Origin of the sequence: Shewanella sp. AS16 (assembly GCF_021412365.1) — a bacterium.
Classification (GTDB): domain Bacteria; phylum Pseudomonadota; class Gammaproteobacteria; order Enterobacterales; family Shewanellaceae; genus Shewanella; species Shewanella salipaludis.
In genome coordinates this window covers 222691-247432 of record NZ_JAKCLK010000005.1, presented here as the reverse complement: position 1 = coordinate 247432, position 24742 = coordinate 222691, and the positions used below count along the sequence as shown (strand labels likewise).

The window sequence follows — 24742 nt, the reverse complement described above, 5'->3', positions numbered from 1 at the left end:
CCTCATTGTTTTCCAGTCCAGGTACGTGGTTCGAACAACAAACTTCAGTGCATCAAGGTTGCAGATAATACAGGAGCAGACGGTGACCATTCATCAAAGAGCGGGACAAAAGGCGTTACAGAAGGATCTGATCAATATTCCTAAGCTGATGAGCCATTATTTTCGGGTTGTTCCCAATCCCAAAGAGGTAGCCCAGCGCGTCAGCTTCGGTACTTCGGGTCATAGGGGCTCGGCCTTCAACGCCAGCTTCAACGAGCAACACATCTGGGCCATAGTCCAGGCCGTGGTGGATTATCGGCATAACGCCGGGATCACCGGGCCGCTGGTGCTGGGCATGGATACCCATGCGCTGTCCTATGCCGCCTATATCTCCGCCATCGAAGTCCTGTGCGCCAATCAGGTTCGGGTGATAGTGCAGCAGGGGGAAAGTTTCACCCCAACACCTGTGGTATCCCACGCCATAGTGTGCGCCAATCGGGAGCGCACCGCTGGCTTATGCGATGGGCTTATCATCACCCCATCACATAACCCGCCACAGGATGGCGGCATCAAATACAATCCTCCCCATGGCGGCCCGGCAGAAGGGGAGATCACCGCCTGGATAGAGCAGCGCGCCAATCATTACCTGGAGCGGCAGCTCGATGGGGTACGCAAGGTCAATTATGGTATCTCCATGGGCACAGGCCTGGTGCAGGCCAGAGATCTTGTGACTCCCTATGTGGAGGACCTGGCGCAGGTCATAGACATGCAGGCGATAGCCGCGGCCAAGGTGCGCCTTGGGGTGGATCCCCTCGGCGGTTCGGGTATCTATTACTGGCAGCCGATAGCCAAGCATTACGGCCTGGACATCAGCCTGGTCAACGACAGTGTGGATCCCTGCTTCGGCTTCATGCCGCTGGATAAAGACGGCAAAATCCGCATGGATTGCTCTTCGCCCTATGCCATGGCGGGCCTGCTGACCCATAAGGATGAATACGATCTCTGCGTCGGCAACGATCCCGATTACGACCGCCATGGCATAGTCTGCCCCGGCAGTGGTTTGATGGATCCCAATCATTATCTGGCGGTAGCGATAGACTATCTGCTGACCCACAGGCCTCAATGGTCACCCGAGCTGGGCATAGGCAAGACCTTGGTCTCCAGTGCCTTGATCGACAAAATCTGTGCCCATCACGGGCGTAAGCTGGTGGAAGTGCCTGTCGGTTTCAAATGGTTCGTCGCTGGCCTGGGCGATGCCACCTTGGCCTTCGGGGGCGAGGAGAGTGCCGGCGCGGCCTTCCTGCGCCGTGACGGCAGCACCTGGTGCACAGACAAGGACGGTTTCATCCTGGCGCTGCTGGCGGCGGAGATCCTGGCGGTCACGGGTCAGACCCCGGCCGAGCGTTACCAGGCCTTGGCGGCGCAATTTGGCACCAGTTATTACCGCAGGATAGACAGTCCCATCAGCCTCAAGATGAAGGCAAAGTTTGCCGGTCTGAATGCAGGGAGTTTGAATGCCGATAGTCTCGCCGGCGAGAAGATAGAGAATGTGCTGACCCAGGCACCCGGCAATGGCGCCGCCATAGGGGGCATCAAGGTCACCACGGCGAGCGGTTGGTTTGCGGCGCGGCCATCGGGCACAGAAGCCCTGTTTAAGATCTATGCCGAGAGCTTCATCAGTCAGACCCATCTGGAACTGTTACTGAGTGAAGCCCAGGAGCTGATTGGCGCCGCGCTCAAGGGGTGAGGTAGCTGTTAGTCCACTGCAATAAGGCCCTCGAATGAGGGCCTTATGTTTGTCGGCTTACGCAGGCAGCTTCAATGCCCCTATGCCACTCAATAACTCAGGTGGCAACTGGGCAGGTTATTCTTATCCAGATAATCCTGGTGATACTCTTCGGCCTCGTGAAATTGCTGCAGCGGCACTATCTCGGTCACCAGCTGCCTCTGGCCCCATTTGCCACTGCGGGCCAGCGCCAGCTTGGAGGCTTCGGCCTGTGCCTTCTGCTCCTTGTCATGGAAGAAAATGGTGCTGCGGTATTGAGTGCCTATGTCACCCCCCTGCATGTTCAGGCTGGTGGGATTATGATTCTGCCAGAAGACCTGCAACAGGCTGTCGTAGCTGACCCGCTCGGGGTCGAATTCCACCTGCACAACTTCGGCATGGCCCGTAGTGCCTGTCTTGACCTCCTGATAGCTGGTCGCCTGATCATTGCCGCCCATGTAGCCACAGGTCGCCCGGCTGACGCCCTCGACCCGCTTGAAAAAGTATTCCACGCCCCAGAAACAGCCGGCACCGAAAGTTGCTAACGCCATAACTCACCAATATAGAAGTCTAGATGGCTAAAGATTGTGGTTTAACTCCGGCATAAAAGCAAGCCCTAAAAGGCTATCGAGAGCCAATAATCCTCAAAGACTGTCGAGCTTGGGGTTTATGCTTGCACTTGTGGCTTTGGCTCGCACCCAAAACGGCGCTAGTCGGTGCTCTACATGAACAGGCACAACGCCGTTGAAAGAACAGTTCAGTGGATAGGCCAGTGCAGTAAATAAAACAGTGCAGTAAATAAAACAGTGCGCTAGATAGAATAATGAGGTGGATAGCACAGCGCCGCCGGCAGCAGGCTGGGGGAATGCCCAGCTCCTTATCGCCAAAGATAAACCGTCGTTGGCGGATGGCACATTTGCCTGAGATGTTCTTGAAAAACATGTGTTAGTATTAGCGGCAGTTTTGGGGATATCGGATCCCCGAACTCATGGTGTAAAGCCTTCTGCGGCTGCACTCTGGCAGAGCCTGAGTCAACCCGGATTAAGTTATGCACAAAGCGACGCACACAGGAACCAGAATAAGATTAAGGAGCATGCCGTGTTACAAACCCTGCTAGCATCGAAGGATTTTTTAGCACTCACCCTGGCCAACCCTGAGCAACTGGACCAGCCTCTGTCTTTCAGCTTGGGTCAGCATACCCGGGTGGATATTTGGGACACGGGCGTCATAGTGTTCGAGCCCAAGGAGCGCCAGGGGAAAGACATCATACTGTCCTCCGGGGTGCATGGTAACGAGACGGCCCCGATAGAGTTATGCAATCGCCTGATAGCCGAGTTGCTATCAGAAAAAATCATGGCAAAACAGCGCGTCATGTTCCTGTTCGGCAACCCGGATGCGATCAACAACGGCACCCGCATAGTCGAAGAAAACATGAACCGCCTGTTCAGTGGCGCGCATTCCAGCGGGCCTGGGCTGGTGAATCCTGAGCGGGTCAGGGCCAAGAAACTGGAAGCCTATGTCGCGCGTTTCTTTAACGACAGTCAAGCCGGTCGTCAGCGGATTCATTACGATCTGCATACCGCCATCCGCGTCTCCAAGCATGAAAAGTTCGCCATCTATCCCTATACCCAGGGCAAGCCCTACAGTGCGGAGCAGATCATGTTCCTCGCCGCCAGCGGGGTAGATACAGTGTTGTTCCACCATGAGCCGACAACCACCTTCAGTTACGCCTCGGCCAACCTCTATGGTGCCGATGCCTTTACCATAGAACTGGGTAAGGTCTATCCCATGGGACAGAATGACATGACGCGCTTCGTGGCCACCTATGAAATGCTTTCACGGCTCATCTGTGACCGGCCGCTGGAATTGGCGCGCTTCGACGCCACCCAGGTTAACCTGTATCAGGTCTGCCGGGTGATCAATAAGCAGCATGAGGATTTCGAGTTTACCTTCGCCGATGATGTCGAGAACTTCCGTGCATTTCCCAAGGGCTATGTGCTGGCACGCGACGGCGGACAGGAGATAAAGGTCGAGCATGACAGCGAAGCCATAGTCTTTCCCAATGCCAAGGTGCCTGTGGGGCAACGTACCGTGATTTGCCTTATACCCGCCACCAACGCCGATGTGCGCTAAGCTTGTAAACCAATATATACAAGGCGATGAGGGCTAACTTGCGTGAAGCGGGGAGGTAACAGTTGATAGGTAGTTTACGTTAACGTAATGTTCGCCTGCATATTAGCATAAATTGGGCTGGCCGGTGCTTTCCGGCCGCCACGAGATAACAAGAGCAGAATATGAGCAACGCAACACTGAATACAGAAACAGTGCACCGTGTCAGCTTTTTAGATAAGGAATCGCTACATATTCCTACCCTAAAAATCCTTCAGGCCGACGGTACCACCTATGAAACCGCCGTGTTACCTGTCATTGACCAGGCGCTGGCGGAAAAAATTTATGATACCTGTGTGTTTACCCGGGTATTGGACGAGCGCATGCTCGGTGCCCAGCGCCAGGGCAGGATCAGTTTCTACATGACCTGTACCGGCGAAGAAGCCGCCATCGTCGGCAGCTGTGCCGCGCTGGAGCCTGATGATGTGATCCTGGCTCAGTACCGCGAACATGCGGCCCTGAGATTCAGGGGCTTCACCACAGAACAGTTTATGAACCAGATGTTCAGCAACGAGAAAGATCTGGGCAAGGGTCGGCAGATGCCTATCCACTACGGCACCGCCGAGCTGAATTATCAAACCATTTCTTCGCCATTGGCCACGCAGATCCCTCAGGCAACGGGCGTAGGTTACAGTCTCAAGATGCAGGGCAAGCGCAACGTCGCCATCTGCTACTTCGGCGAAGGAGCGGCCTCGGAAGGGGACTTCCACGCCGGCCTCAACATGGCCGCCGTGCTCAAGAGTCCAACCATCTTCTTCTGCCGCAACAATGGTTACGCCATCTCCACCCCGACCGAAGAGCAGTATGCAGGCAATGGCATCGCCAGTCGCGGTGTGGGTTATGGCATGCATACCATACGCGTCGACGGTAACGACATGCTGGCGGTATTGGCAGCGACCCAGCAGGCCCGTGCCTATGCGCTGGAGCATAACGCCCCTGTGCTCATCGAAGCCATGACCTATCGCCTCGGCGCCCACTCATCTTCCGATGATCCTTCGGGCTATCGCTCCAAGGACGAGGAGGCCAAGTGGCAGCAACACGATCCGGTCAAACGCTTCAAGCTCTGGTTGCAGAACAAGGGCTGGCTGGCGGAAGACACGGATGCCAAGTTGCAGGAGCGCTATCGCGAAGAAGTGCTGGCGGCGGTGAAGGTAGCCGAGAAGCTGCCCGTGCCCATGCTCGACGAGATCATCGAAGACGTCTACGACACGCCAACGCCACTGCTGAAGAAGCAGCTGGCCGAGCTCAAACAGCATGTCAAAAAATATCCGCAATCTTATCCCAAAAGCGCAGGGAGGCTATAAGCCGTGGCAGAAATGAATATGTTACACGCCATCAATGATGCGCTGTCGATCGCGATGGAAGCCGATGAGCGTATGTTGGTGTTTGGCGAAGACGTGGGCCACTTCGGTGGGGTATTTCGCGCCACTTCGGGTCTGCAGGAGAAGTTTGGCCGTGAGCGCTGCTTCAACACCCCGTTGACGGAGCAGGGGATTGCCGGTTTCGCCAATGGTCTGGCATCCAACGGCATGACAACGGTCGCCGAAATTCAGTTTGCCGATTACATTTTTCCGGCCTTCGATCAGATAGTCAACGAGAGCGCCAAGTTCCGCTACCGCAGCGGTAACCAGTTCGACGTCGGCGGTTTGACCTTCAGAACCCCCTATGGCGGTGGTATCGCCGGCGGCCATTACCACTCCCAGTCACCGGAAGCCTATTTCACCCAGACGCCCGGACTGAAAGTGGTCGTGCCCCGCAATCCGGAGCAGGCCAAAGGCTTGTTGCTGGCCGCTATCCGCGATCCCAACCCGGTGATCTTCTTCGAACCCAAGCGGCTGTACCGTGCTTCCGTGGGCGAAGTGCCCGCCGGCGATTACCAGCTTGAGCTGGGCAAGGCTGAGGTGATACGCCAGGGTAAAGACATCACCTTGCTCGCCTGGGGCGCGCAGATGGAAATCCTCGAAAAGGCCGCCGATATGGCCGAGAAAGAAGGGATTTCCTGCGAGATCATCGATTTGCGAACCCTGTCTCCCTGGGATGTGGACACAGTCGCCCAGTCCGTCACCAAGACGGGGCGTTTGCTGATCAACCATGAGGCCCCGCTGACCGGTGGCTTCGCCGGTGAAATTGCCGCGACCATTCAAGAGGAATGTTTCCTGTCGCTGGAGTCACCCATCGCCAGGGTCTGCGGTCTGGATACACCATACCCCTTGATCCACGAGAAAGAATACATGCCAGATGCGCTCAAGACCTTCGAAGCCATCAAAGCGTCAGTCAAGTTTTAGGAGCCTGGGATGATTAAAGATTTCATTTTGCCTGATATAGGCGAGGGTGTGGTTGAGTGCGAGCTGGTCGAATGGCTGGTGGCCGAAGGTGATACAGTGGTTGAAGATCAACCCATAGCCGACGTGATGACGGACAAGGCCCTGGTGCAGATCCCGGCTCCCCACGCCGGCAAAGTCACTAAGCTGTATTATGCCAAGGGTGATATCGCCAAGGTGCATGCGCCCCTGTACGCGGTCGAGTTGCAGGATGAGAGCGGCAGCGAGGCGCCTGCAGTTCAAGCTGCAGCGCCCGAGATGCAAGCCGCTGCGCCTGTTGCCCAAGCCGCCGAGCCCGCCGGCCGTCAGATAGAAGAGTTCCTGTTGCCGGACATAGGCGAAGGCATAGTCGAATGCGAGCTGGTCGAATGGCTGGTGGCCGAGGGCGATACCGTCGTTGAAGATCAACCCATAGCCGATGTGATGACGGATAAGGCCTTAGTGCAAATTCCTGCGATCAAGGCGGGCAAGATCGCTAAGCTGCATTATCGCAAGGGGCAGTTGGCACGAGTGCATGAGCCGTTGTTCGCCATCGAAGTCGAAGGCACTGTGACTGCGCCCGCCACAGAGGCCCAAGTGCAATCGCCTCAGGCAAGCAACGCCCAGGCTCCTGCAACGCCCGTGCCCCAAGGCAAGGCGCTGGCGAGCCCCGCGGTACGGCGCATGGCCAGGGCCCTGGACATAGATATCGCCCAGGTAGCCGGCAGCGGCAAGCATGGCCGTGTCTACAAGGAAGATATAGAGCGCCACCAGGCAGGGGCCCAAGCGGTGCCGGCCCAAGTGGCTGCAACCCAAGCGTCAGTGGTACAGCCAAGCGTTGCCGGCGCTGCGGACAGAGTCGAACCCATACGCGGCGTCCAGGCCGTGATGGCGCGGATGATGACAGAGTCCGTCTCCACCATTCCGCACTTCACCTATTGTGAAGAGCTGGACATGACGGACCTGGTTGCCTTGCGCGAGAGCATGAAGGCCAGATACTCCAGCGATGAGCTTAAGCTCACCATGATGCCTTTCTTCATGAAAGCCATGTCGCTGGCGTTGAAAGAGTTCCCTGTGCTCAACACTCAGGTGAATGCCGACTGCAGCGAACTGACCTACAAGGCGAGCCACAACATAGGCATGGCGGTCGACTCCAAGGTCGGTCTGTTGGTGCCTAATGTCAAAAACGTGCAGGATAAGTCTATTCTGGAAATCGCCGCCGAGATCACCCGTTTGACCCAGGCTGCCCGCAGTGGCCGGGTGTCACCTGCGGATCTGAAAGATGGCACCATCTCGATTTCCAACATAGGCGCGCTCGGCGGCACAGTGGCGACCCCCATCATCAACAAACCCGAGGTGGCTATCGTGGCGCTGGGCAAGTTGCAGGTCTTGCCCCGTTTCAATGCCAAGGGTGAAGTCGAAGCTCGCAAGATCATGCAGGTAAGCTGGTCCGGGGATCACAGGGTGATCGACGGTGGCACCATAGCCAGGTTCTGCAACCTGTGGAAACATTACCTGGAACAACCACAGGAAATGTTGCTGGCCATGCACTAAATTGGCCAGAGAGCCTGATTAGCCTGGCAGGCAGAGAAAGGACGCTTTGGCGTCCTTTTTTATTGGCTAAAAAAATGGGTTAATCTTTTGGTCGCAATTTCGTATAATTCCTGGACCTAGATAGATTGTTGAGCCTGTTATGAGTCTGTTGGCACCAAGCATAGAAACCATAGAATACCCGTTTCCTCCAAAACCTGCGTTACTTTCAGATCTGGAAAAATCCCAATACAAGGCCAGGATCAAGCAGTTACTGCTGGAGAAGGACGCCGTATTGGTCGCCCACTATTACACGGATCCTGAGATCCAGGCGCTGGCGGAAGAAACCGGTGGCTGTGTGTCCGACTCACTGGAAATGGCCCGTTTCGGCCGGGACCATCCGGCCAAGACGTTGATCGTCGCCGGGGTCAAGTTCATGGGCGAGACGGCGAAAATCCTCAGCCCGGAAAAAACCGTGCTGATGCCGACACTGGAAGCCACCTGTTCGCTGGATCTCGGCTGCCCCATAGATAAGTTCAGTGCCTTCTGTGACGCCCATCCGGATCATACAGTGGTGGTGTATGCCAACACTTCGGCGGCGGTAAAGGCCCGTGCCGACTGGGTAGTGACCTCCAGCATAGCGCTGGAAATCGTTGAACACCTGGACAGTGAAGGCAAGAAGATCATCTGGGGACCGGACAGACACCTGGGCAGCTATATTGCCAAGCAAACCGGCGCCGAGATGTTGATGTGGCAGGGCGAATGTATAGTGCATGACGAGTTCAAGGCCAGGGCGCTGCGGGAATTGAAGCTGCAATACCCTGAGGCTGCGGTGCTGGTGCATCCCGAGTCTCCCGCCAGCGTGGTTGAGATGGCCGATGCCGTAGGCTCCACCAGCCAGCTGATCAAGGCGGCCCAGACCATGGACAATCAGACCTTCATCGTCGCTACGGATCGCGGTATCTTCTACAAGATGCAACAGGCGGCACCGGGCAAGACCCTGATAGAAGCCCCTACCGGCGGCAACGGTGCCACCTGTAAGAGCTGTGCCCATTGCCCTTGGATGGCGATGAATGGCCTGCAGGCGATAGAAGCCGCACTCAGTGATGCCGACAAGCGTCAGCATGAGATCTTCGTCGATGACGCCCTGCGGGTCGATGCCTTGGTGCCACTGACCCGTATGTTGGACTTCGCCAAGCAGCTGAACATGCAGGTCAAGGGCAACGCTTAAGCCTGCTGGTGTTTAAGCCTTAAGCCTTAACCTTAAGCTTTAGTCGGGCTCGAGCCGCTCATAGACGCAGTACCAAATAATCCCTGGGTTCGTAAAGAGCACAGGGATTATTTATTGGCTAAGGCCATAGGCTAGCGGGATAGTTGAGACAACTCAAGTAACCCAGTAACTCAAGTAACTCAAGTAACTTAGATCATTAGATCATGTAGGTCGCTTAAGTGACTCAAGTGACTCAAGTGACTCAAGCGATCTTGGACGCAGAAAGCAAAAGGGCGCAGAAAGCAAAAGGGCGCAGAAACAAAAAGCCCCGCAAGGGCGGGGCTTTTTATTGATGACGAAAGGTTATTTTGCCGTCATCAGCGCGACTGCGTTATCCAGCATGCGGTTGCTGAAGCCCCATTCGTTGTCATACCAGGACATGACTTTCACCATGCGGCCGATGACGCGGGTCTGGGTGGCATCGAAGTTGGATGAAAAGGCGTTGTGGTTGAAGTCGATGGATACCAAGGGCTCCTTGTTCACCGCCAGCACTTCGCTCATAGGCGCACTGTTGGCCGCATTTTCTATGATGGCGTTGACTTCTTCTACCGTAGTATCGCGAGCCGCGATGAAAGACAGGTCGACCAAAGACACGTTGGCAGTAGGCACACGCACGGCCAGGCCATCGAACTTACCCTGCAGCTCGGGAACCACCAGGCCGACTGCGGCGGCGGCGCCGGTTTTGGTCGGGATCATCGACAGGGCAGCGGCGCGGGCGCGGTGCAGATCTGTGTGATACACGTCCGACAAACGTTGATCGTTGGTATAAGAGTGAATTGTGGTCATCAGACCGGATTCGATACCCAGCACGTCATTGAGCGGCTTGGCGATGGGTGCCAGGCAGTTGGTGGTGCAAGAGGCATTGGATATGACTGTCATGTCTGAGGTCAATACCTGGTTGTTGACCCCGTAGACCACGGTCGCATCGACGTTCTTGCCCGGTGCCGAGATGATGACTTTCTTGGCGCCTGCCTGCAGGTGCGACTGTACCGCCTCTTTGGAGGTGAAAATACCGGTACACTCGAAGACCACATCGACGTTCAGCTCAGCCCATGGCAGGTTGGCCGGATCCCGCTCCTGGAAAGTGAGGATCTTATCCTGGTTAACGAAAATCGCTTCCTCATCGTGTTCGACCTTGGCTGCAAAGCGCCCATGGACAGAATCATACTTGGTGAGGTGAGCGTTGATGGCGGCATCACCCAAGTCGTTGATGGCAACGATCTTGATTGGGTAAGCTTTCTCACTTTCATACAGCGCACGTAAGACGTTTCGGCCGATACGGCCATAGCCGTTAATTGCAACGCGGATAGTCATCTCTTATCCCTCTGGTGATATTGAAAAATTAATATGGTAGTAAAATTACCAAAATGACAGTGTTCGTCAAGTTATATCGCTATTTTACGGTATTTTTTGGTCTTGATTTCATTATGGCGCGCACTTTTGACATTTTAGTACTGTTTTAGTCGAGTCCGCGCCATGCAGGGTTAACTTTGCTGCCCCGATTTTGTGCCCATTATCTTGTACCCAAAGCCGGACAGCAGACATACTTGCATGCTCGCTGCTTCAATCCTTGGCAAGCAGGGTCAGGAAACGACTGTGTTTGAAGTCGCCACTGCTGATGCTGTCGACCAGCTGCTGTGCCTCTTGGTCCAGCATCTGGGCCAACTCCTTGTTGCCGTTGAGCAACGCCAGCATCTGCGGCTGGGACACTTTCTGTTTGCTCATCAGGACATTGGCCTTGGACAAGAGGTAGGTCTTCTCCAGATCTTGCTGCTGACGATACAGGCTGGCCAGTCCCAACAACCAGTCGGGATCAAACTCGCTGGGACTGGCGATGGAGAATACCTCGAGATAGAGGGCCTTGGCCCTGGCAGGGTCAGACTTGAGGTAATAGGCAGCCATCGGCGCCAAGAGTTGGGGATCTGTGATCTTACCCTCGGCCTGCGCCGTCAACAGCAGGTTAAGCGCCGCCTGATCGTTGAAGCGTGACCAACGATAATAGACCAGGTAGGGATCCTGGCTGCTCTGAATCGATGCTTGCAGCCGCGCCAAACTCTGGGAGGATAAGCCGAAGGCCCTGGCCCTGTCGTTGGTGCGTTCCTTATGTATGATGTGCTTCACGCCGGCGGCCAATTCTATGCAGTGGTTATAGTCTTCGAGCAGGGTCAATTGGCGATACACTTGCTTGCCGGTCGGTAATGGGGTCTGTTTCAGTTGATAGCGCTGGCGGATCAGGTCGCCTTTTTCGTAGAAACACCAGCTATCGTGGTGCAAATCGGCACAAATTTCAGGATTATTTTTACAAATGGCGTCGCTATTTCCGCTGTAATCACAACCGAAAAGCATGGAAGTGCACAGAATCAGACTAAATGATGTAATTATTACAAAATTCGACCGCAAAACCCGCTCCAAATTGGTATTTTCTCTAATAAAATTACAGATTTACCAAAAACATCTTGCTGGTGTGAAAGCCATTATTTCATTACAATGGCGCCGACCAAAAGGGCTTGATCCCTGATATTTTATCGATTATTGGTCTTTTCTTTTTGTTACTCAAACCTTTCTGCAAAAAATTGTCGAAATGTGAGATAAAGGATCTACAAATGAGCGCTGATAAACACCTGCAAAGCTGGCAAGAACGTTTCGAATTGGCTGAAGCCATGCAACCTATGCTGGGCAAGCTGTATCGAAACCAAGGCGTAGAGGTTGTTGTATATGGTAAGCCCCTGTTAAACGCCTCCACCATAGAAATCATTAAAGCACATCGTCTGGTGCGCCGTCATGTGGGTGAAAAATTACGTTTGCGTGAAAGCTTTCCCTTTGTTGAAGCATTGAGCAAACTGGCCGTTAAGCAATGCAAGGTAGATATAGGTAAGTTAGCGGTAAATTATTGGCGTGACAATACCGATGCCTCGGGCATTGAAGCCTATATGGCAGAGGCCCTGGCCAGCGCTATCGGCTATGGCGACGATGTGGCCCCGCGCGACGTGGTGCTCTATGGTTTTGGTCGCATAGGTCGTTTGCTGGCGCGTCTGTTGATTGAAAAGACAGGCAAGAGCAACAAGCTCAGATTGCGTGCCATAGTGTTGCGTGGTGGCAAGAAGGGTGACCTGGAAAAGCGTGCCAGCCTGTTGCGCCGTGACTCGGTACACGGTCCCTTCAATGGTTCGGTCGAAGTGGACGAAGAGAACAATGCCATCATAGCCAACGGGACTTACATCCAGGTGATCTACGCCAACTCACCCGATGAAGTCGATTACACCCAATATGGAATCAACGATGCGCTGGTTGTGGACAATACAGGCATATGGAAAGACGAAGCGGGCCTGGGCCTGCACCTCAAGAGCCCAGGTGCCACCAAGGTGTTGTTGACCGCGCCGGCCAAAGGCGCCATCAAGAACATTGTCTATGGTGTCAACGAGGGTGACATACTGCCACAAGACACCATCGTCTCGGCGGCCAGCTGCACCACCAATGCCATCACTCCCGTGCTGAAAGCGGTGAACGACAAGTATGGTATCGAGAATGGCCATGTTGAGACCATTCACTCCTATACCAACGATCAGAACCTGATCGATAACTATCATACCGCCGATCGCCGCGGTCGCAGCGCGCCCCTGAACATGGTCATCACGGAAACCGGTGCCGCCAAGGCAGTGGCCAAGGCCTTGCCTGTACTGGCAGGCAAGCTGACGGGCAACGCTATTCGCGTGCCAACGCCTAACGTGTCCATGGCGATCATCAGTCTGAACCTGAACACTGAGACCAGCAAAGACGATATCAACGAATACCTCAAAGATGTCGCCTTGCAGTCCGCCCTGCAGAATCAGATCGACTTCACCGAGTCGACCGAAATTGTCTCCAGCGACCTGGTGGGGTCTCGTTACGCCGGGGTCGTAGACTCTCAGGCAACGATTGCCGAAGGCAAACGTGCCATCCTCTATGTCTGGTATGACAATGAGTTTGGCTACAGCTGCCAGGTAGTAGGTGTGATGCAGAAGATGTTGGGACTTGAGTATCTGTCCTTGCCGAACGCCTAAGCTCAGTAGGCCGGATAATAGAACGCCCCCATGGGGCGTTTTTTATTTGCCAGGCGGGGGGAATGCCGCAGCTAACTGCATATTTTCGCACGCTATTTACCCAGAATTCCGGCTGCTGCCGAATTATCCAGCAAACGCGTTGGATTTAGCCGGGATTTGAGAATATCAGATTGACACTAGGGCTTAAATCGGTAGAATGCCAATCCGCAGTCAGGGAAAGCGAGTCGCTTTCGGATGACGATGCGGTGTTTAAATAAGTAGGCGACATTAGCTCAGTTGGTAGAGCGATACCTTGCCAAGGTATAGGTCATCGGTTCGAACCCGATATGTCGCTCCAATCTTAGTTTTCCTAAGTGTTAAACACATGGCGCGATGGCAGAATGGCTATGCTGCGGATTGCAAATCCGTCGATCTCGGTTCGACTCCGGGTCGCGCCTCCATATTAAATTTCAGTGACACGATTCCCGTCGTTGAGATACAGAGTTTGCCCGAGTGGTGGAATCGGTAGACACAAGGGATTTAAAATCCCTCGCTGGTAACAGCGTGCCAGTTCAAGTCTGGCCTCGGGTACCATTACAGTTAAGCCTCAATTCATGTTGGGGCTTTTTTGTATCTGCAATTCTTTAAATGATTGTATTCCCACGACTTTGGCCGGCTGCTACAGCTTGTCGCTGCTCGCCCATTGCTGTTACCTGCGAGCTTGAAGATCAAAACTGCCCATGGCCTGCAGATGTCACGGCTAGAGACAGGCTTTTTTCAACATTCGTCAATCACGCAATAATTTCAACAAGAATCCGGGAATTGCGCTACTCGCGCTCCTATGACAATGGTATAAATAGGCGAATTTTCCCCTCAGCACACATTAGGATGTTTCTATGATTTTTTCTCAGGTAGCCTTGGCGCCGGCCGACCCTATTTTAGGCTTAACAGACACCTTTAAAGCGGACCCGCGCGCCGATAAGGTCAATCTAGGGGTGGGTATTTATAAGAATGAGGCGGGGCAGACTCCTGTGCTCAATTCGGTAAAAAAGGCCGAAACTAAGTTGCTGTCCGAAGAAACGACCAAGAATTACCTGGGGATCGAAGGGGTGCAGGCCTACAACGGCGCGGTGCAGACCTTGCTGTTTGGCATGGGCAGTGCGCTGGTCGCCGCCGAGCGTGCCATGACGGCCCAGGCGCCGGGGGGAACGGGTGCCTTGAGGATCGCTGCCGAATTCCTGATGCACAATACCCACGCCCGCAATATCTGGATCAGCAACCCGACCTGGGCCAATCACAGGAATATCTTCGACACCGCCGGCTTGACCGTCAAGGAATATGGCTATTACCGCGCCGAGAGCCATGACATGGATTTCGATGCCATGATGACAGATCTCAGTCAGGCGGCCGCCGGGGATGTGGTCTTGCTGCATGGCTGCTGCCATAACCCGACCGGCATAGACTTAAATGCGGCTCAATGGCAAGCCGTCGCCGAGCTATGTCGCGACAGATCACTGCTGCCCCTGTTTGATTTTGCCTATCAAGGTTTCGGTGCCGGTATCGAAGAAGATGCCCAGGGACTGCGCCTGGTCGCCGCCTTGGTGCCTGAATTGCTTGTGGCCAATTCCTTCTCGAAAAACTTCGGTCTCTATAATGAGCGCATAGGTGCCGTGACTCTGGTTGCCAGGGATAAGGCGACGGCTGTCACCGCCTTCAGTCAAATCAAACGTACCATAAGAAGCAATTATTCCAATCCGCCGGCGCACGGCGCCCTGATTGTCAGCACCATACTGACGGATGCGGCGCTCAGGAATGAGTGGGAAGCCGAGTTGGCCGAGATGCGCAACCGTATCGCCGAGATGCGCACTCTGTTCGTGAGCAGCCTCAAGGCCCATGGCGTGACCCAGGACTTCAGTTTCATCTCGAGACAGAATGGCATGTTCAGTTTCTCGGGTCTGAATAAGGAACAGGTCAATCGGCTGCGGGACGAGTTTGGTGTCTATATAGTGGGCTCAGGGCGGATCAGTGTCGCAGGTATGACCAAGTCCAACATGGATGCCATCTGTAAGGCGATCGCCTGCGTGCTCTAAGGCGCCAGGGTGATGAAAGCAGAAAGGACAGCCCAGGCTGTCCTTTTTCATTTGCTTCTTTTCATTCGGCATCAAGGAGGAGGGAGCCGCCGACGCCAAACGGTGTCAGGCGATGAGGCGGGGGCTGGTGACCAGGGCGGCGATGGCATCGGCCAGTGCGGCCCTGTCATGCAGTCCTGGGCTGTGTTTGCTCCGCAGCGGGAAATAGCCTATCTTACCGTCCATCCGCATCTGTTCCCCATGACACAACACCTTAGTGATCACCGGCTTGCCTATGAGCTGATGGCACCATGCCAGTTTTTGCTCCAGGTCTATGGTCCCTGCGGGGGAACACTCCTGTGCCAGATTATCTATGAAGATCACTTCGGCGCGGCTGGCAGCCAGTTGCTGGGCGAGTTTGGGCATCAGCAGTGGCGGCAACACACTGGTCAGGAAGCTGCCTGGGCCGAGAATGATGAGATCCGCCTGTTGCACCGCCACGCAGGCTTCACAGGTGGCATCGACCAGGGGCTCCAGTGACAGGGCGATCGGCGCTTCGCTCATGCCATCGACATTGAGCTCACCAAAAATCCTGTCGCCACGGGTGCTCAAGGCGACCAGGTGCGTGGGTTGCTCCGACATGGGGATCAAGCGGGTTTCTATCTTGAGCAGGTTACGGATCAGATTTACCGCTTCCAACGGCCTGACGCAGAGTTGATCCAGCGCCAGCAGTATGAGGTTGCCCAAGTTATGGCCGCTGAGCTCACTGTCGCCTTCGAAGCGATACTCGAACAACAGGGAACCTATGGAAGGGCGGCCGGCGAGGTGCGAGAGGCAATTGCGCAGATCTCCCCAGGCGATACAGTCCTGGTTGGCACGCAAGCGACCGGTCGAGCCACCGTTGTCCGTGGTGGCGACTATGCCAGTGACCCGAGAACCGAGGAAGGCCAGCGACGACAATACCCGTCCAAGGCCATGACCGCCCCCTATGGCGACGATCTTATTATATTGATTCAAGTTATGATGTTGCATGCGGGCCCTTCCTCCCTGAATACCCAAGGCTAAACTTGTGTCGGTTAAGCTAATGGCGCTAGGGCCAGGATGACCGCAGCGTTGGCAATTGTAGCTCAACTGTAACCGAGATCTGCGACTGATTTCATAAAAATGACAAATTGACATATAATTGCGGCCGATGCGCCGGCTCAATGCATGGAGTCTGTGGCTATTAAGAAGGATAAGTATTTGAAAATCGGAAGAATAGGCTCCTTTACACTGGCACTCGCAATAGTGATCTGTGCTGTTTTCTCACTGCGGGTGTGGTTGATCCCTGCCGACAACAAACCCGACACGGCTGTCGCGCTCATCACCAAGAACAGTCCCAATCCCGGATTAATGCCGGATTTTTCGGCCATAAATGATGTTGCCGCCAAGAAACAGGCGTTCTTCGACTTCCTGAGGCCGACCGTCAGGCAGCAAAATGCCATCATTGCCGACGAGCGGCATTTCCTCGAGTCTAGCTTGGCCAATCTGGAGAATGCGCATCCGCTGACCGAGGCCGAAGAATTCAGGATCCGCAAAATTGCCGCCAAATACCAGTACAGCAGTAAATTCTACGATGCCAAGACGCTGACGCGCTTGCTCAAGCGGGTCGATGTCATTCCTGAGGCCATGGTACTGATCCAGGCCGCCAATGAGACGGGGTGGGGCAGTTCACGCTTCGCCAGGGAAGGGCTGAATTTCTTCGGCCAATGGTGTTTCAGCAGCGGCTGTGGTCTGGTACCTTTGTCGCGCAACGACAACATGAACCATGAGGTGAAAGTGTTTAACACGGTCGAAGCGTCGGTGGCCTCTTACATGCGCAATTTGAATTCGAACGCCGCTTATTCACTGTTCCGCTCTATTCGTGCCGATCTCAGATCCCAGAATATAGAACCGGAAGCTGAACAGCTTATCTATGGCCTGGTCAATTACTCCGAGCGGCAAGAGGCTTACGTAGATGAGCTGCTCGATATGTTACGTCACAATGAACAATTCCTGGTGGATACCCATGCACAAACCCCTGCTGCTTAGTTTACTCCTGCTGTCGGCGACGGCCGGCGCCGCCGAAGTTTCCCTCGGCTATGGTGATTTTTATGGTCGATTGAAAACGGTCAACAAGGGCCATTATCAATTGGTTGAGCTTGCCTTCAGTGTGCCCAAGACGGCCGGGTGCCGCCTGCTCGGCGGCAACATAGCCACAGAGTCGGTTCAATACCCACTCACCTATACCGAAGATCAGCGGCTGTTTATTCCCTTCGATGATGCACTCAAGACGGAGCGGGCCTTGGTCAAGCTCGACATAGAAGGTGACGCCAAAGACTGTGGCATAGCGGTGCAGCTCAGGACCAAGCAGACTCAGACTGATTATTCCCAGGCAGAGCTGATCCAGATCAGGCAAGAGATGGACAACTTGCTCGATGCGATGCAAGGGTTTCCCATGCGTTATTTCCGCGCCCCTATCACGGGACTCAATTTCGAGTTCGCCACAGAGGCTCCCGTGACCGTGACCCTAGACGGCGTGCGCACCGAGACTCGGGGGAGTTTTCAATTGAGCTTGCAAGCCCTGAACGAGCTCAAGAGCCTGAGCTTCAACCTGATCCCCAAGGTCGTCAGTCCTTGGGTACAATGATAAATGTGCCCGGGTATCATAAAGTGCTGTCAACGGGCGGTTGCTGAAACTCGGGCGCAAACAAAAAAAATCGGCATTGCCGATTTTTTTTGTTTCATCTAGTTAGCCGGGCTTGAGGCAAAGGCCTCAAGGCTGATAGCTGTTGACTATGTCGATGCGCTGGGCCGCATCCAGGTCGATATGGCCATTGTTGGCGATATCTAGGAAGTCGAATGCCGGCAGATCCGCTTCGGCGACGTCACCCTTCATGGGCGCATCCGGGTTACGTTGCAAATCGACAAAGTTGAACTGTTCCCTGTCGACGCCCTGTGACGGCGCGGTATTCTGCATGGCGGTGAATATGGTTTCGATACGCCCGGGATAATGCTTATCCCATTGCTTGAGCATGTCTTTCACCGCGGCCCGCTTCAGGTTCTCTTGCGAGCCACACAAGTTACAGGGAATGATGGGGAATTCCTTCAACTGGGCATATTCGGCAATGTCTTTCTCTCTGCAATAGGCCAGAGGGCGGATCACCATGTTGGCACCATCATCCGACAAGAGTTTCGGCGGCATGGCCTTCATCTTGCCTCCGAAAAACATGTTCAGAAACAAGGTTTCTATTATGTCATCCCTGTGGTGACCCAAGGCTATCTTGGTCGCGCCTATGCGCTGGGCGAAGCCGTATAGGGTACCGCGGCGCAGGCGTGAGCAGAGGGAACAGGTGGTCTTGCCCTCGGGGATCTTGTCCTTCACTATCGAATAGGTGTCTTTTTCGAGTATGTGATAGGGCACATTGAGCTTATCCAGATAGGCGGGCAGCACATGCTCAGGAAAGCCAGGCTGCTTCTGATCCAGGTTGACGGCTATGATATCGAACCGGATGGGGGCCCGCTGTTGCAGGTTCATCAGAATGTCGAGCATGGCATAACTGTCTTTGCCACCAGACAGGCAGACCATGATCTTATCGCCTTCCTCAACCATATTGTAATCAGCGATGGCACTGCCGACTTCACGACGCAGGCGTTTCTGCAATTTATTGAGACGGGTCACTTGTTTCTTACTGATTTCTTCCGATAAAGCTTCTGACATAACTTCCGACATTAGAATAGACGCCCATTAACGCACAGTTTCAGGGCGCGTATTATTCCAGCTAACAGACTCTGGGTAAAGGTTAAGGTGTAAGATCAGGACTCATCCAAGGGGGATTTGTAGTCATCCGGCTTGATTGCCAACAAGTCGCAGGTCAGGCTGTCGATCACATGTTCGGCCGTGTTGCCTATCAGAGCGGCGGAAAAGCCGGTACGGCCGACTGTGCCCAGGATGACCAGCTCGGCGTCCAGTTGCTCGGCCAGCTCAGGGATCACATCTTCGGGTAAGCCTTCCTTGACGTGACACTGGTTGATGGGAATACCGTATTCGTTGGCCAGATAGTTAACCCTGAGCTCATGCTGCATGCGGATGGCTTCGTTGTAGCTGTGGGCGTCGAAATCCGGTAACTCGATTGCCAGGTTCACCGGGGTGCCGGGAAAACCATTGACCAGATGAACCTGACCGGCAAATTTTTCGGCCAGGGCCTTGCCGTGTTCTATGATCTTGCCGTTGAGTGCCTGGTGGCTTTCGTCTTCGGTAGAGACATTGACGGCACAGAGGATCTTGCCGGCAACCGGCCAGTCATGTTCCTTGACCATCAACACCGGAACCGGGGATTTACGCAGCAGATGCCAGTCGGTTGGGGTGAAGATCACCGCCTTGAGCTTACCGTGGTGATGGGTGCCTTTGACTATGAGATCGTACTGTTCGGCTATGACCTGGTTGATCACACTCTCGAAGGGACGGTTATGCCATACCACCTGGGTGTTAATCTCCAGACCTCTGTCCTTATAGGCGGCAACCACATCCAGCAGCCAGGCGTTGCGCTGGTCTATGACCCCCTGGCGCATGGCTTCCCTTTCTTGGCTGGAGAGAATCGAGGTCATTTCGTAGGAAAAATCAAAAATAGACAAGAATACGGTGATCTTGGCCTGGTTCTTGGTGGCTAATTCCACCGCCCGGGCCAGTGCAACCTGATGCTCGGCAGTAGGGTCGGCGACCACCAGTATTTTTTGAAAGTCCTTCATGGAAATGCTCCTAATGTAGTTTGTTAACACTATATTGAGCTTATGCCTATGATTTGCTTTGTGCTAGATCAATTTGCACTTAACTACATGTAGAGGACTTATTTTGGCTGCCGGCCCATTAGCGGCTAAGGGCCGGCAGTGAAGATGATGCGGACTGTTAGCGGGCGATCCTGGCATTGCCGGCCAACTCGGCCAGTGCCGGCGCATCGGTAATGATGATGTATTTGCCATTCACTTCGATAAAATTCGATTTCTGGAAGCGTCCGAGCAAGCGGCTGATGGTTTCGACCGTCAGGCCCAGGTAGTTGCCTATGTCGCCCCGGGTCATGGTGAGGCGGAATTCTTTGGCGGAAAATCCCCGGCTGCCGAACCTGAACGCCAAGTTGCTGATAAAGGCCGCCAGTCGTTCTTCGGCATTTTTCTTGCTCAGCAGCAAGATCATTTCCTGGTCGCTCATGATCTCATTACTCATCAGACGCATGATCTGCTGGCGCAACTTCGGCATGCTGCCAGATAAGTCATCCAAGGTATCGAAGGGGATTTCACACACCATGGCGGTTTCCAATGCCTGGGCGAAACTCTGGTGGGTGTGGGCATGGATGCCGTCGAAACCTATGACGTCGCCGGCCAGATGAAAGCCTGTGATCTGTTCGTCGCCTTGCTCTGTGATGGTAAAACTCTTCACAGTGCCGGCGCGTATGGCAAACAGAGACTTGAGCGGATCACCGGACTTGAAGATCAGCTCTCCCTTCTGGATAGGCTTCTTGCGCTCGATAATGTCATCCAGTTTGTCCAGTTCCCCGGCATCCAGAGTAAAAGGAATACACAGGGTGCTCATGCTGCAGTCATGGCAATGAATGGCGCAACCGCCGGAGGCTGTTCTTGGTTTATTGTTCTGAACTATAGACATTTTCATACCCGTAACGAGATGTTATCGCTCATGTTAAAACAATTCTCCTGCCAGGGCCAGTCGTGTCAGTCGAGTTGTGCCAGCGCGATAACCAAGGTTTGTACACCAAAGGCGACAAGCAACAAGCCGCTGGCCAGTCTGACGGCCCGTTTCTGCACCCAGTTTGCCAGGGTTCTGGCGGCGATCCCCGCGCTGAGCAGGGCCGGCAGGGTACCCAGGCCGAAGGCCAGCATGATCAAGGCGCCGGTTAACGCCGACCCCGAGGCCACAGACCAAGTAAGAGTGCTGTAAACCAGGCCGCAGGGCAGCCAGCCCCACAGGAGACCGGCCACCAGGGCCTGACGTCTGCGTTGCAGCGGCAGCACCTTCTGTGCCAAGGGCTTTATGTGGGGCCAAATGAGCTGACCGACTTTCTCTATTTTTACCACGCCGCCCCAGATCTTGGCGATATACAGCCCTGTGGCTATCATCATCAAGCCGGCAAGCAACCTGAGCAGCAACAGATAGGTGTCGATATCGAACAGCTGTCCCAGGGCCGCCGCCGAGCCACCAACCAAGGCCCCGGCCAGGCTGTAACTCAGGATCCGTCCCAGGTTGTAACTGAGCAGGAAGCCCAGTTGATGGGCCAGGGCATTGCCCGAGCTGGCTTTGGGCAACTGAGTAGAGAAGGCGCCCACCAGGCCGCCACACATGCCGAAACAATGGGCGGCGCCCATCAGTCCCACCAGAAATGCCCCTGTCACATTGTATTCGATCACCCCTTGTCCACCTCAGAGGCAGTGGCTTGGGTGTCTGCCGCCGGCTCGAGCTGGTTGCTGGCCTTGGGGGCATCTTCATCGAACAGGATAGACATGCTCTGACGCTCGAGATCGTCGAATTGTTCAGACTTGACCGCCCAGAAGAAGACGCCTATACCAATCATCACGAAAATCATCGCAATGGGGATCAACACATAAATAATGCTCATAGACGTATCCTAAGTAACCTGAGACTGTTGCTGACGACGATAAGGGAGCTGGCCGACATGCCGATGGCGGCAATATAGGGGGGCACTTGACCCGTGACCGCCAAGGGCAGGATCAGCAGATTGTACCCCAATGCCCAGAGCAGATTTTGACGGATAATGCGGGTAGTGAACTGGGCGACGTCGAGTGCCTGGGTAAAACGGCTCAGATGATCGCCAAGCAGAATCAAATCCGCGCTGTTCTTGGCAATGGCGGTGCCGCTGCCCATGGCGATCGAGATATCGGCGCCGGCCAACACAGGGGCGTCGTTGATGCCATCGCCAAACATGGCCACGGTGTGCTCCTGCTGCAGGCGTTTTACCAGTGCCAGTTTATCTGCCGGGCTCAGGCCGGCATGCACCTGGTCTATGTCCAGACTCGCGGCCAGTTGCTGTACATGCGCCGAGCTGTCACCGCTGGCAATGCTGACCTGGCAACCACGGCGCTTGAGCGCCGCTATCGTACTCTTGCTGTCGGGACGCACTGTGTCTGCTATCTCGAAGGTGGCTATCAGCCGGCCGGCGTCGGCCAGAAAGACAGTCTGATACTCTTGTGACTGGTATTCCTGTGGGGAGGCCTGTGACTCATGTGCCTGGGGCGAAGCGCCGGGGGATTGCGCCGCCAAGGCCATGCAAAAGTCGGTCTTGCCTATGCGGTAAGACACGCCGGCAACCTTGCCAGCTATCCCCTGGCCGACTTCATGGTGCACCTGGGTCACTGCCAGGGCGTTATCCCTGTGGGGGGCAAACACCTGGGCGATGGGATGCAGGGAGCCGGCCTCGAGCGCGGCGGCGATCGCCAGCACCTCGGACTCGCCGAGCTCGGCCAACAGGGTGACGCGTTGCAGCGACAGGCTGCCGCAGGTGAGGGTGCCTGTCTTGTCGAATACCACATGGGTTATGGTCGGCAACTTCTCAAATACCCCGGCCTTGCGGGTGATGATCCCCAAACGGGTGAAGATGGCACTGGCGCAGGTCACGGCCGTCGGCGTCGCCAAGGCCAAGGCGCAGGGGCAGGTGGCGACCAACACGGACAGGGTAACCCAGAAGGCATCTTCGGGCGCCAGCTGGTGCCAGACGAGGTAGGTCAGGGCGGCGATGCTGAGCACTGTGGCGGAAAAATAGCGCGCCAGTTTGTCGGCCAACAGGGCTATGCCTGGCTTGGTGGCGGCCGCCAGCTCCTGCAGGCGAATGATTTCGGCCACCAATTGATCTTGCCCCAGGGCGGTGACGCACACTTCCAGGGGTTGCTCCAGGTTGATGGTGCCGGCATATACCTTGTCCTGGCTGCGTTTCTCAATCGGCTGCTGTTCACCCGTGAGCATGGCCTCGTTGATACTCGAGTGGCCGGCACGGATCTCGCCATCGGCGGCGATGGCTTCGCCCGGTTTGACCAGAATGACATCGCCGACTTTCAACTTCTTGGCCGGAATGGCCTCCAAGCCTGTGGCCGTCATCAGATGGGCAGTCAAAGGCACAAGTTTATGCAGGTTGCTCGAGCTGACCGAAGCGCTCTGACGGGCATTTTGTTCGAAATAACGCCCGAGCAAGAGGAAGAAGGTAAACATGGACACGGATTCGAAATAGACTTCCCCCGTGCCATTGAGGGTGGCGATGCCGCTGGCAATATAGGCGCCGCAAATCGCGATGGAGACGGACACATCCATGTTCAGCCGGCCACTGAGCAGGCTGCGAATGGCGCTGAAGTAGAAGGGCTGCGCCGAGTAGAAGACCACGGGGGCGGCGAACAGCAGACTGACCCAGCGGAAATAGTCGCGGATCTCGGTATCGAGATCGGTAAAGTAGCCGGTATAGAGTGCCAGGGCGAACATCATCACCTGCATGGTGGCAAAGCCTGCCAACCCCAGGCGCAGCAGAAACTTACGGCTGTTTTGTTTGCTGAGTGTTTCCTGGTCGTCGAGCTGATAGGGCGCAGCCTGGTAACCTATGCGGCTTATCTGCCCGAGAATATCACTGAGTTTTATGAGCTGCTTATCCCAGCTGATCAATGCCCTCTGGGTGGTGGAATTGACCAATATCTGTTGGACACCCTTAAGTTGCTTGACCTTATGTTCAATCAACCAGGCACAGGCGGCGCAGGTTATGCCTTCGATGGACAGGGAAACTGAGTCCATCCCGGCTTCGCTGTGGACGAAATCCTGCTGTACCTCGGGCAGATCATACCCGCTGAAGGCATTGAGGGCGTCGGGCACCAGGGCGGTCTGGCGGGCACCGGGTTCGGTACGGAACTTATAATAACTCGTGAGCCCGGCATCCAGGATCGCCTGGGATACCGCCTGACAACCAGGGCAACACATGGCCCTGTCATCATCCTGGATACGGGTAACGAACTGAGTGCCGGTCAATACCGGCTCACCACAGTGAAAACAGCTGACTTGGGTCATGGTCTTCTCAGTTTAACCAGTATTGGGTCGCGTCTTTCAAGTTGAGACGCTTATGGATGCGCCATTTGCTGTCATAGCTTTCCAGTCGTACTTCCCAGTTTCCCACTATCGGCTTGTCCAGTTTGATATGGTAGATACCCTTGGCGTCGGCGGTGGCCTTGAGCCGGAAGTCTTTCTCGGCCTGGGTCGGATGGTAGAACTGCACGTCCAGGGCTGCCTGGTAGGCGGGGCCACCTTCCTGTGACAGGAGTATTTCTTTGCCCTTCAATTCCATAGAATATTGCATTCCCAGTTGCTGGGCGTACTTGACCTTACGCAGATCCATGTTGATGGCTTTACCTTCCTTGTAGTATTCCTCTGCCACCAGGGAATCTGAATTATCCAGGGCAATTTTCAGGGTGGTTAAACTGGCGACGACGGCGCAGGCGGGGAGAATAATTAAGAACCAAGGCCAGAACTGCTTATACCAGGCTTGTTGTTGACTCATGTTCAATACCAATAGTTGTAAGTGGTAGCATTTTACCGTTAATGGGGGGGATTAGCACTTAAAAAAAAG

General features: G+C 54.9%; 21 protein-coding genes and 3 tRNA genes. 13 read left to right on the top strand and 11 right to left on the bottom strand.

Translation table 11 applies throughout. The features are described 5' to 3' along the window. Nucleotides 1-82 precede the first annotated feature (82 nt). Nucleotides 83-1726: a phosphoglucomutase (alpha-D-glucose-1,6-bisphosphate-dependent) gene (gene pgm / locus LZP73_RS14410; protein WP_234235690.1), complete on the top strand. Its 1644-nt coding sequence runs from the start codon at nucleotides 83-85 to the stop codon at nucleotides 1724-1726. Nucleotides 1727-1815: 89 nt separating this feature from the next. On the opposite strand, the gene msrA is transcribed toward pgm, so the two are convergent. Then, nucleotides 1816-2295 carry a peptide-methionine (S)-S-oxide reductase MsrA gene (gene msrA, locus LZP73_RS14405; protein WP_234235689.1) on the bottom strand — a complete coding sequence of 160 codons (480 nt, stop codon included), beginning with the start codon at nucleotides 2293-2295 and terminating at the stop codon, nucleotides 1816-1818. Between the two features lie 547 nt (nucleotides 2296-2842). Here msrA and astE point away from each other — a divergent pair. The 5 genes from astE to nadA all read left to right on the top strand — a co-directional run bounded on the left by astE (nucleotide 2843) and on the right by nadA (nucleotide 8974). Continuing rightward, a complete protein-coding gene (astE, locus tag LZP73_RS14400) occupies nucleotides 2843-3877 on the top strand; it encodes a succinylglutamate desuccinylase (RefSeq protein ID WP_234235688.1) in 1035 nt (344 codons plus the stop codon). Nucleotides 3878-4038: 161 nt separating this feature from the next. Next, on the top strand, nucleotides 4039-5217 hold the full coding sequence (locus LZP73_RS14395; protein WP_234235687.1) for a thiamine pyrophosphate-dependent dehydrogenase E1 component subunit alpha: 1179 nt from the start codon (nucleotides 4039-4041) through the stop codon (nucleotides 5215-5217). A 3-nt stretch (nucleotides 5218-5220) separates the two neighbouring features. Next, on the top strand, nucleotides 5221-6198 hold the full coding sequence (locus LZP73_RS14390) for an alpha-ketoacid dehydrogenase subunit beta (protein ID WP_234235686.1): 978 nt from the start codon (nucleotides 5221-5223) through the stop codon (nucleotides 6196-6198). 9 nt (nucleotides 6199-6207) lie between these two features. Beyond that, a complete protein-coding gene (locus LZP73_RS14385; protein WP_234235685.1) occupies nucleotides 6208-7767 on the top strand; it encodes a dihydrolipoyllysine-residue acetyltransferase in 1560 nt (519 codons plus the stop codon). 139 nt (nucleotides 7768-7906) lie between these two features. Continuing rightward, complete coding sequence (nadA, locus tag LZP73_RS14380) at nucleotides 7907-8974, top strand: quinolinate synthase NadA (RefSeq protein ID WP_234235684.1); 1068 nt, start codon at nucleotides 7907-7909, stop codon at nucleotides 8972-8974. A 342-nt stretch (nucleotides 8975-9316) separates the two neighbouring features. Here nadA and gap read toward each other — a convergent pair whose 3' ends face one another. After that, nucleotides 9317-10327 carry a type I glyceraldehyde-3-phosphate dehydrogenase gene (gene gap, locus LZP73_RS14375; RefSeq protein WP_234235683.1) on the bottom strand — a complete coding sequence of 337 codons (1011 nt, stop codon included), beginning with the start codon at nucleotides 10325-10327 and terminating at the stop codon, nucleotides 9317-9319. A 249-nt stretch (nucleotides 10328-10576) separates the two neighbouring features. Then, nucleotides 10577-11359, bottom strand: a complete 783-nt coding sequence (locus LZP73_RS14370; RefSeq protein ID WP_234235682.1) for a DUF2989 domain-containing protein — start codon at nucleotides 11357-11359, stop codon at nucleotides 10577-10579. Between the two features lie 257 nt (nucleotides 11360-11616). On the opposite strand from LZP73_RS14370, the gene LZP73_RS14365 reads away from it, so the two are divergent. The 5 genes from LZP73_RS14365 (at nucleotide 11617) to LZP73_RS14345 (ending at nucleotide 15122) form a co-directional block, all read left to right on the top strand. Then, entirely contained in the window at nucleotides 11617-13053 is a 1437-nt protein-coding gene (locus tag LZP73_RS14365; RefSeq protein WP_234235681.1) for a glyceraldehyde-3-phosphate dehydrogenase, read from the top strand. Nucleotides 13054-13314: 261 nt separating this feature from the next. Continuing rightward, nucleotides 13315-13390, top strand: a tRNA-Gly gene (locus LZP73_RS14360). 29 nt (nucleotides 13391-13419) lie between these two features. Beyond that, a tRNA-Cys gene (locus LZP73_RS14355) sits at nucleotides 13420-13493 on the top strand. 46 nt (nucleotides 13494-13539) lie between these two features. After that, nucleotides 13540-13626: transfer RNA gene (locus LZP73_RS14350), tRNA-Leu, on the top strand. A 302-nt stretch (nucleotides 13627-13928) separates the two neighbouring features. Next, entirely contained in the window at nucleotides 13929-15122 is a 1194-nt protein-coding gene (locus LZP73_RS14345) for an amino acid aminotransferase (protein ID WP_234235680.1), read from the top strand. A gap of 105 nt (nucleotides 15123-15227) precedes the next feature. Here the strand turns inward: LZP73_RS14345 and yvcK are convergent, their stop codons facing one another. Beyond that, nucleotides 15228-16133, bottom strand: a complete 906-nt coding sequence (gene yvcK / locus LZP73_RS14340; protein WP_234235679.1) for a uridine diphosphate-N-acetylglucosamine-binding protein YvcK — start codon at nucleotides 16131-16133, stop codon at nucleotides 15228-15230. Nucleotides 16134-16343: 210 nt separating this feature from the next. Between yvcK and LZP73_RS14335 the strand changes: the two genes are divergently transcribed. Continuing rightward, nucleotides 16344-17171, top strand: coding sequence for a glucosaminidase domain-containing protein (locus tag LZP73_RS14335; RefSeq protein WP_234235678.1), 828 nt, complete (start codon nucleotides 16344-16346; stop codon nucleotides 17169-17171). Beyond that, nucleotides 17149-17769 carry a DUF2987 domain-containing protein gene (locus tag LZP73_RS14330; RefSeq protein ID WP_234235677.1) on the top strand — a complete coding sequence of 207 codons (621 nt, stop codon included), beginning with the start codon at nucleotides 17149-17151 and terminating at the stop codon, nucleotides 17767-17769. The genes LZP73_RS14335 and LZP73_RS14330 overlap by 23 nt, the downstream gene beginning before the upstream one ends. 126 nt (nucleotides 17770-17895) lie before the next feature. Here LZP73_RS14330 and ttcA read toward each other — a convergent pair whose 3' ends face one another. From ttcA to LZP73_RS14295, 7 genes are all read right to left on the bottom strand, one after another. Beyond that, nucleotides 17896-18840 carry a tRNA 2-thiocytidine(32) synthetase TtcA gene (ttcA, locus tag LZP73_RS14325; protein ID WP_234235676.1) on the bottom strand — a complete coding sequence of 315 codons (945 nt, stop codon included), beginning with the start codon at nucleotides 18838-18840 and terminating at the stop codon, nucleotides 17896-17898. A 95-nt stretch (nucleotides 18841-18935) separates the two neighbouring features. After that, a complete protein-coding gene (uspE, locus tag LZP73_RS14320) occupies nucleotides 18936-19868 on the bottom strand; it encodes a universal stress protein UspE (protein ID WP_234235675.1) in 933 nt (310 codons plus the stop codon). Between the two features lie 157 nt (nucleotides 19869-20025). After that, on the bottom strand, nucleotides 20026-20778 hold the full coding sequence (gene etrA / locus LZP73_RS14315) for an electron transport transcriptional regulator EtrA (RefSeq protein WP_234235674.1): 753 nt from the start codon (nucleotides 20776-20778) through the stop codon (nucleotides 20026-20028). A 65-nt stretch (nucleotides 20779-20843) separates the two neighbouring features. Further along, nucleotides 20844-21536, bottom strand: coding sequence for a sulfite exporter TauE/SafE family protein (locus LZP73_RS14310; protein ID WP_234235673.1), 693 nt, complete (start codon nucleotides 21534-21536; stop codon nucleotides 20844-20846). Next, nucleotides 21533-21745: a cbb3-type cytochrome oxidase assembly protein CcoS gene (gene ccoS, locus LZP73_RS14305; protein WP_234235672.1), complete on the bottom strand. Its 213-nt coding sequence runs from the start codon at nucleotides 21743-21745 to the stop codon at nucleotides 21533-21535. Before ccoS ends, LZP73_RS14310 begins: the two co-directional genes overlap by 4 nt. Then, entirely contained in the window at nucleotides 21742-24186 is a 2445-nt protein-coding gene (locus tag LZP73_RS14300; protein WP_234235671.1) for a heavy metal translocating P-type ATPase, read from the bottom strand. The genes ccoS and LZP73_RS14300 overlap by 4 nt, the downstream gene beginning before the upstream one ends. A 7-nt stretch (nucleotides 24187-24193) precedes the next feature. Beyond that, a complete protein-coding gene (locus tag LZP73_RS14295) occupies nucleotides 24194-24673 on the bottom strand; it encodes a FixH family protein (protein ID WP_234235670.1) in 480 nt (159 codons plus the stop codon). Nucleotides 24674-24742 lie beyond the last annotated feature (69 nt).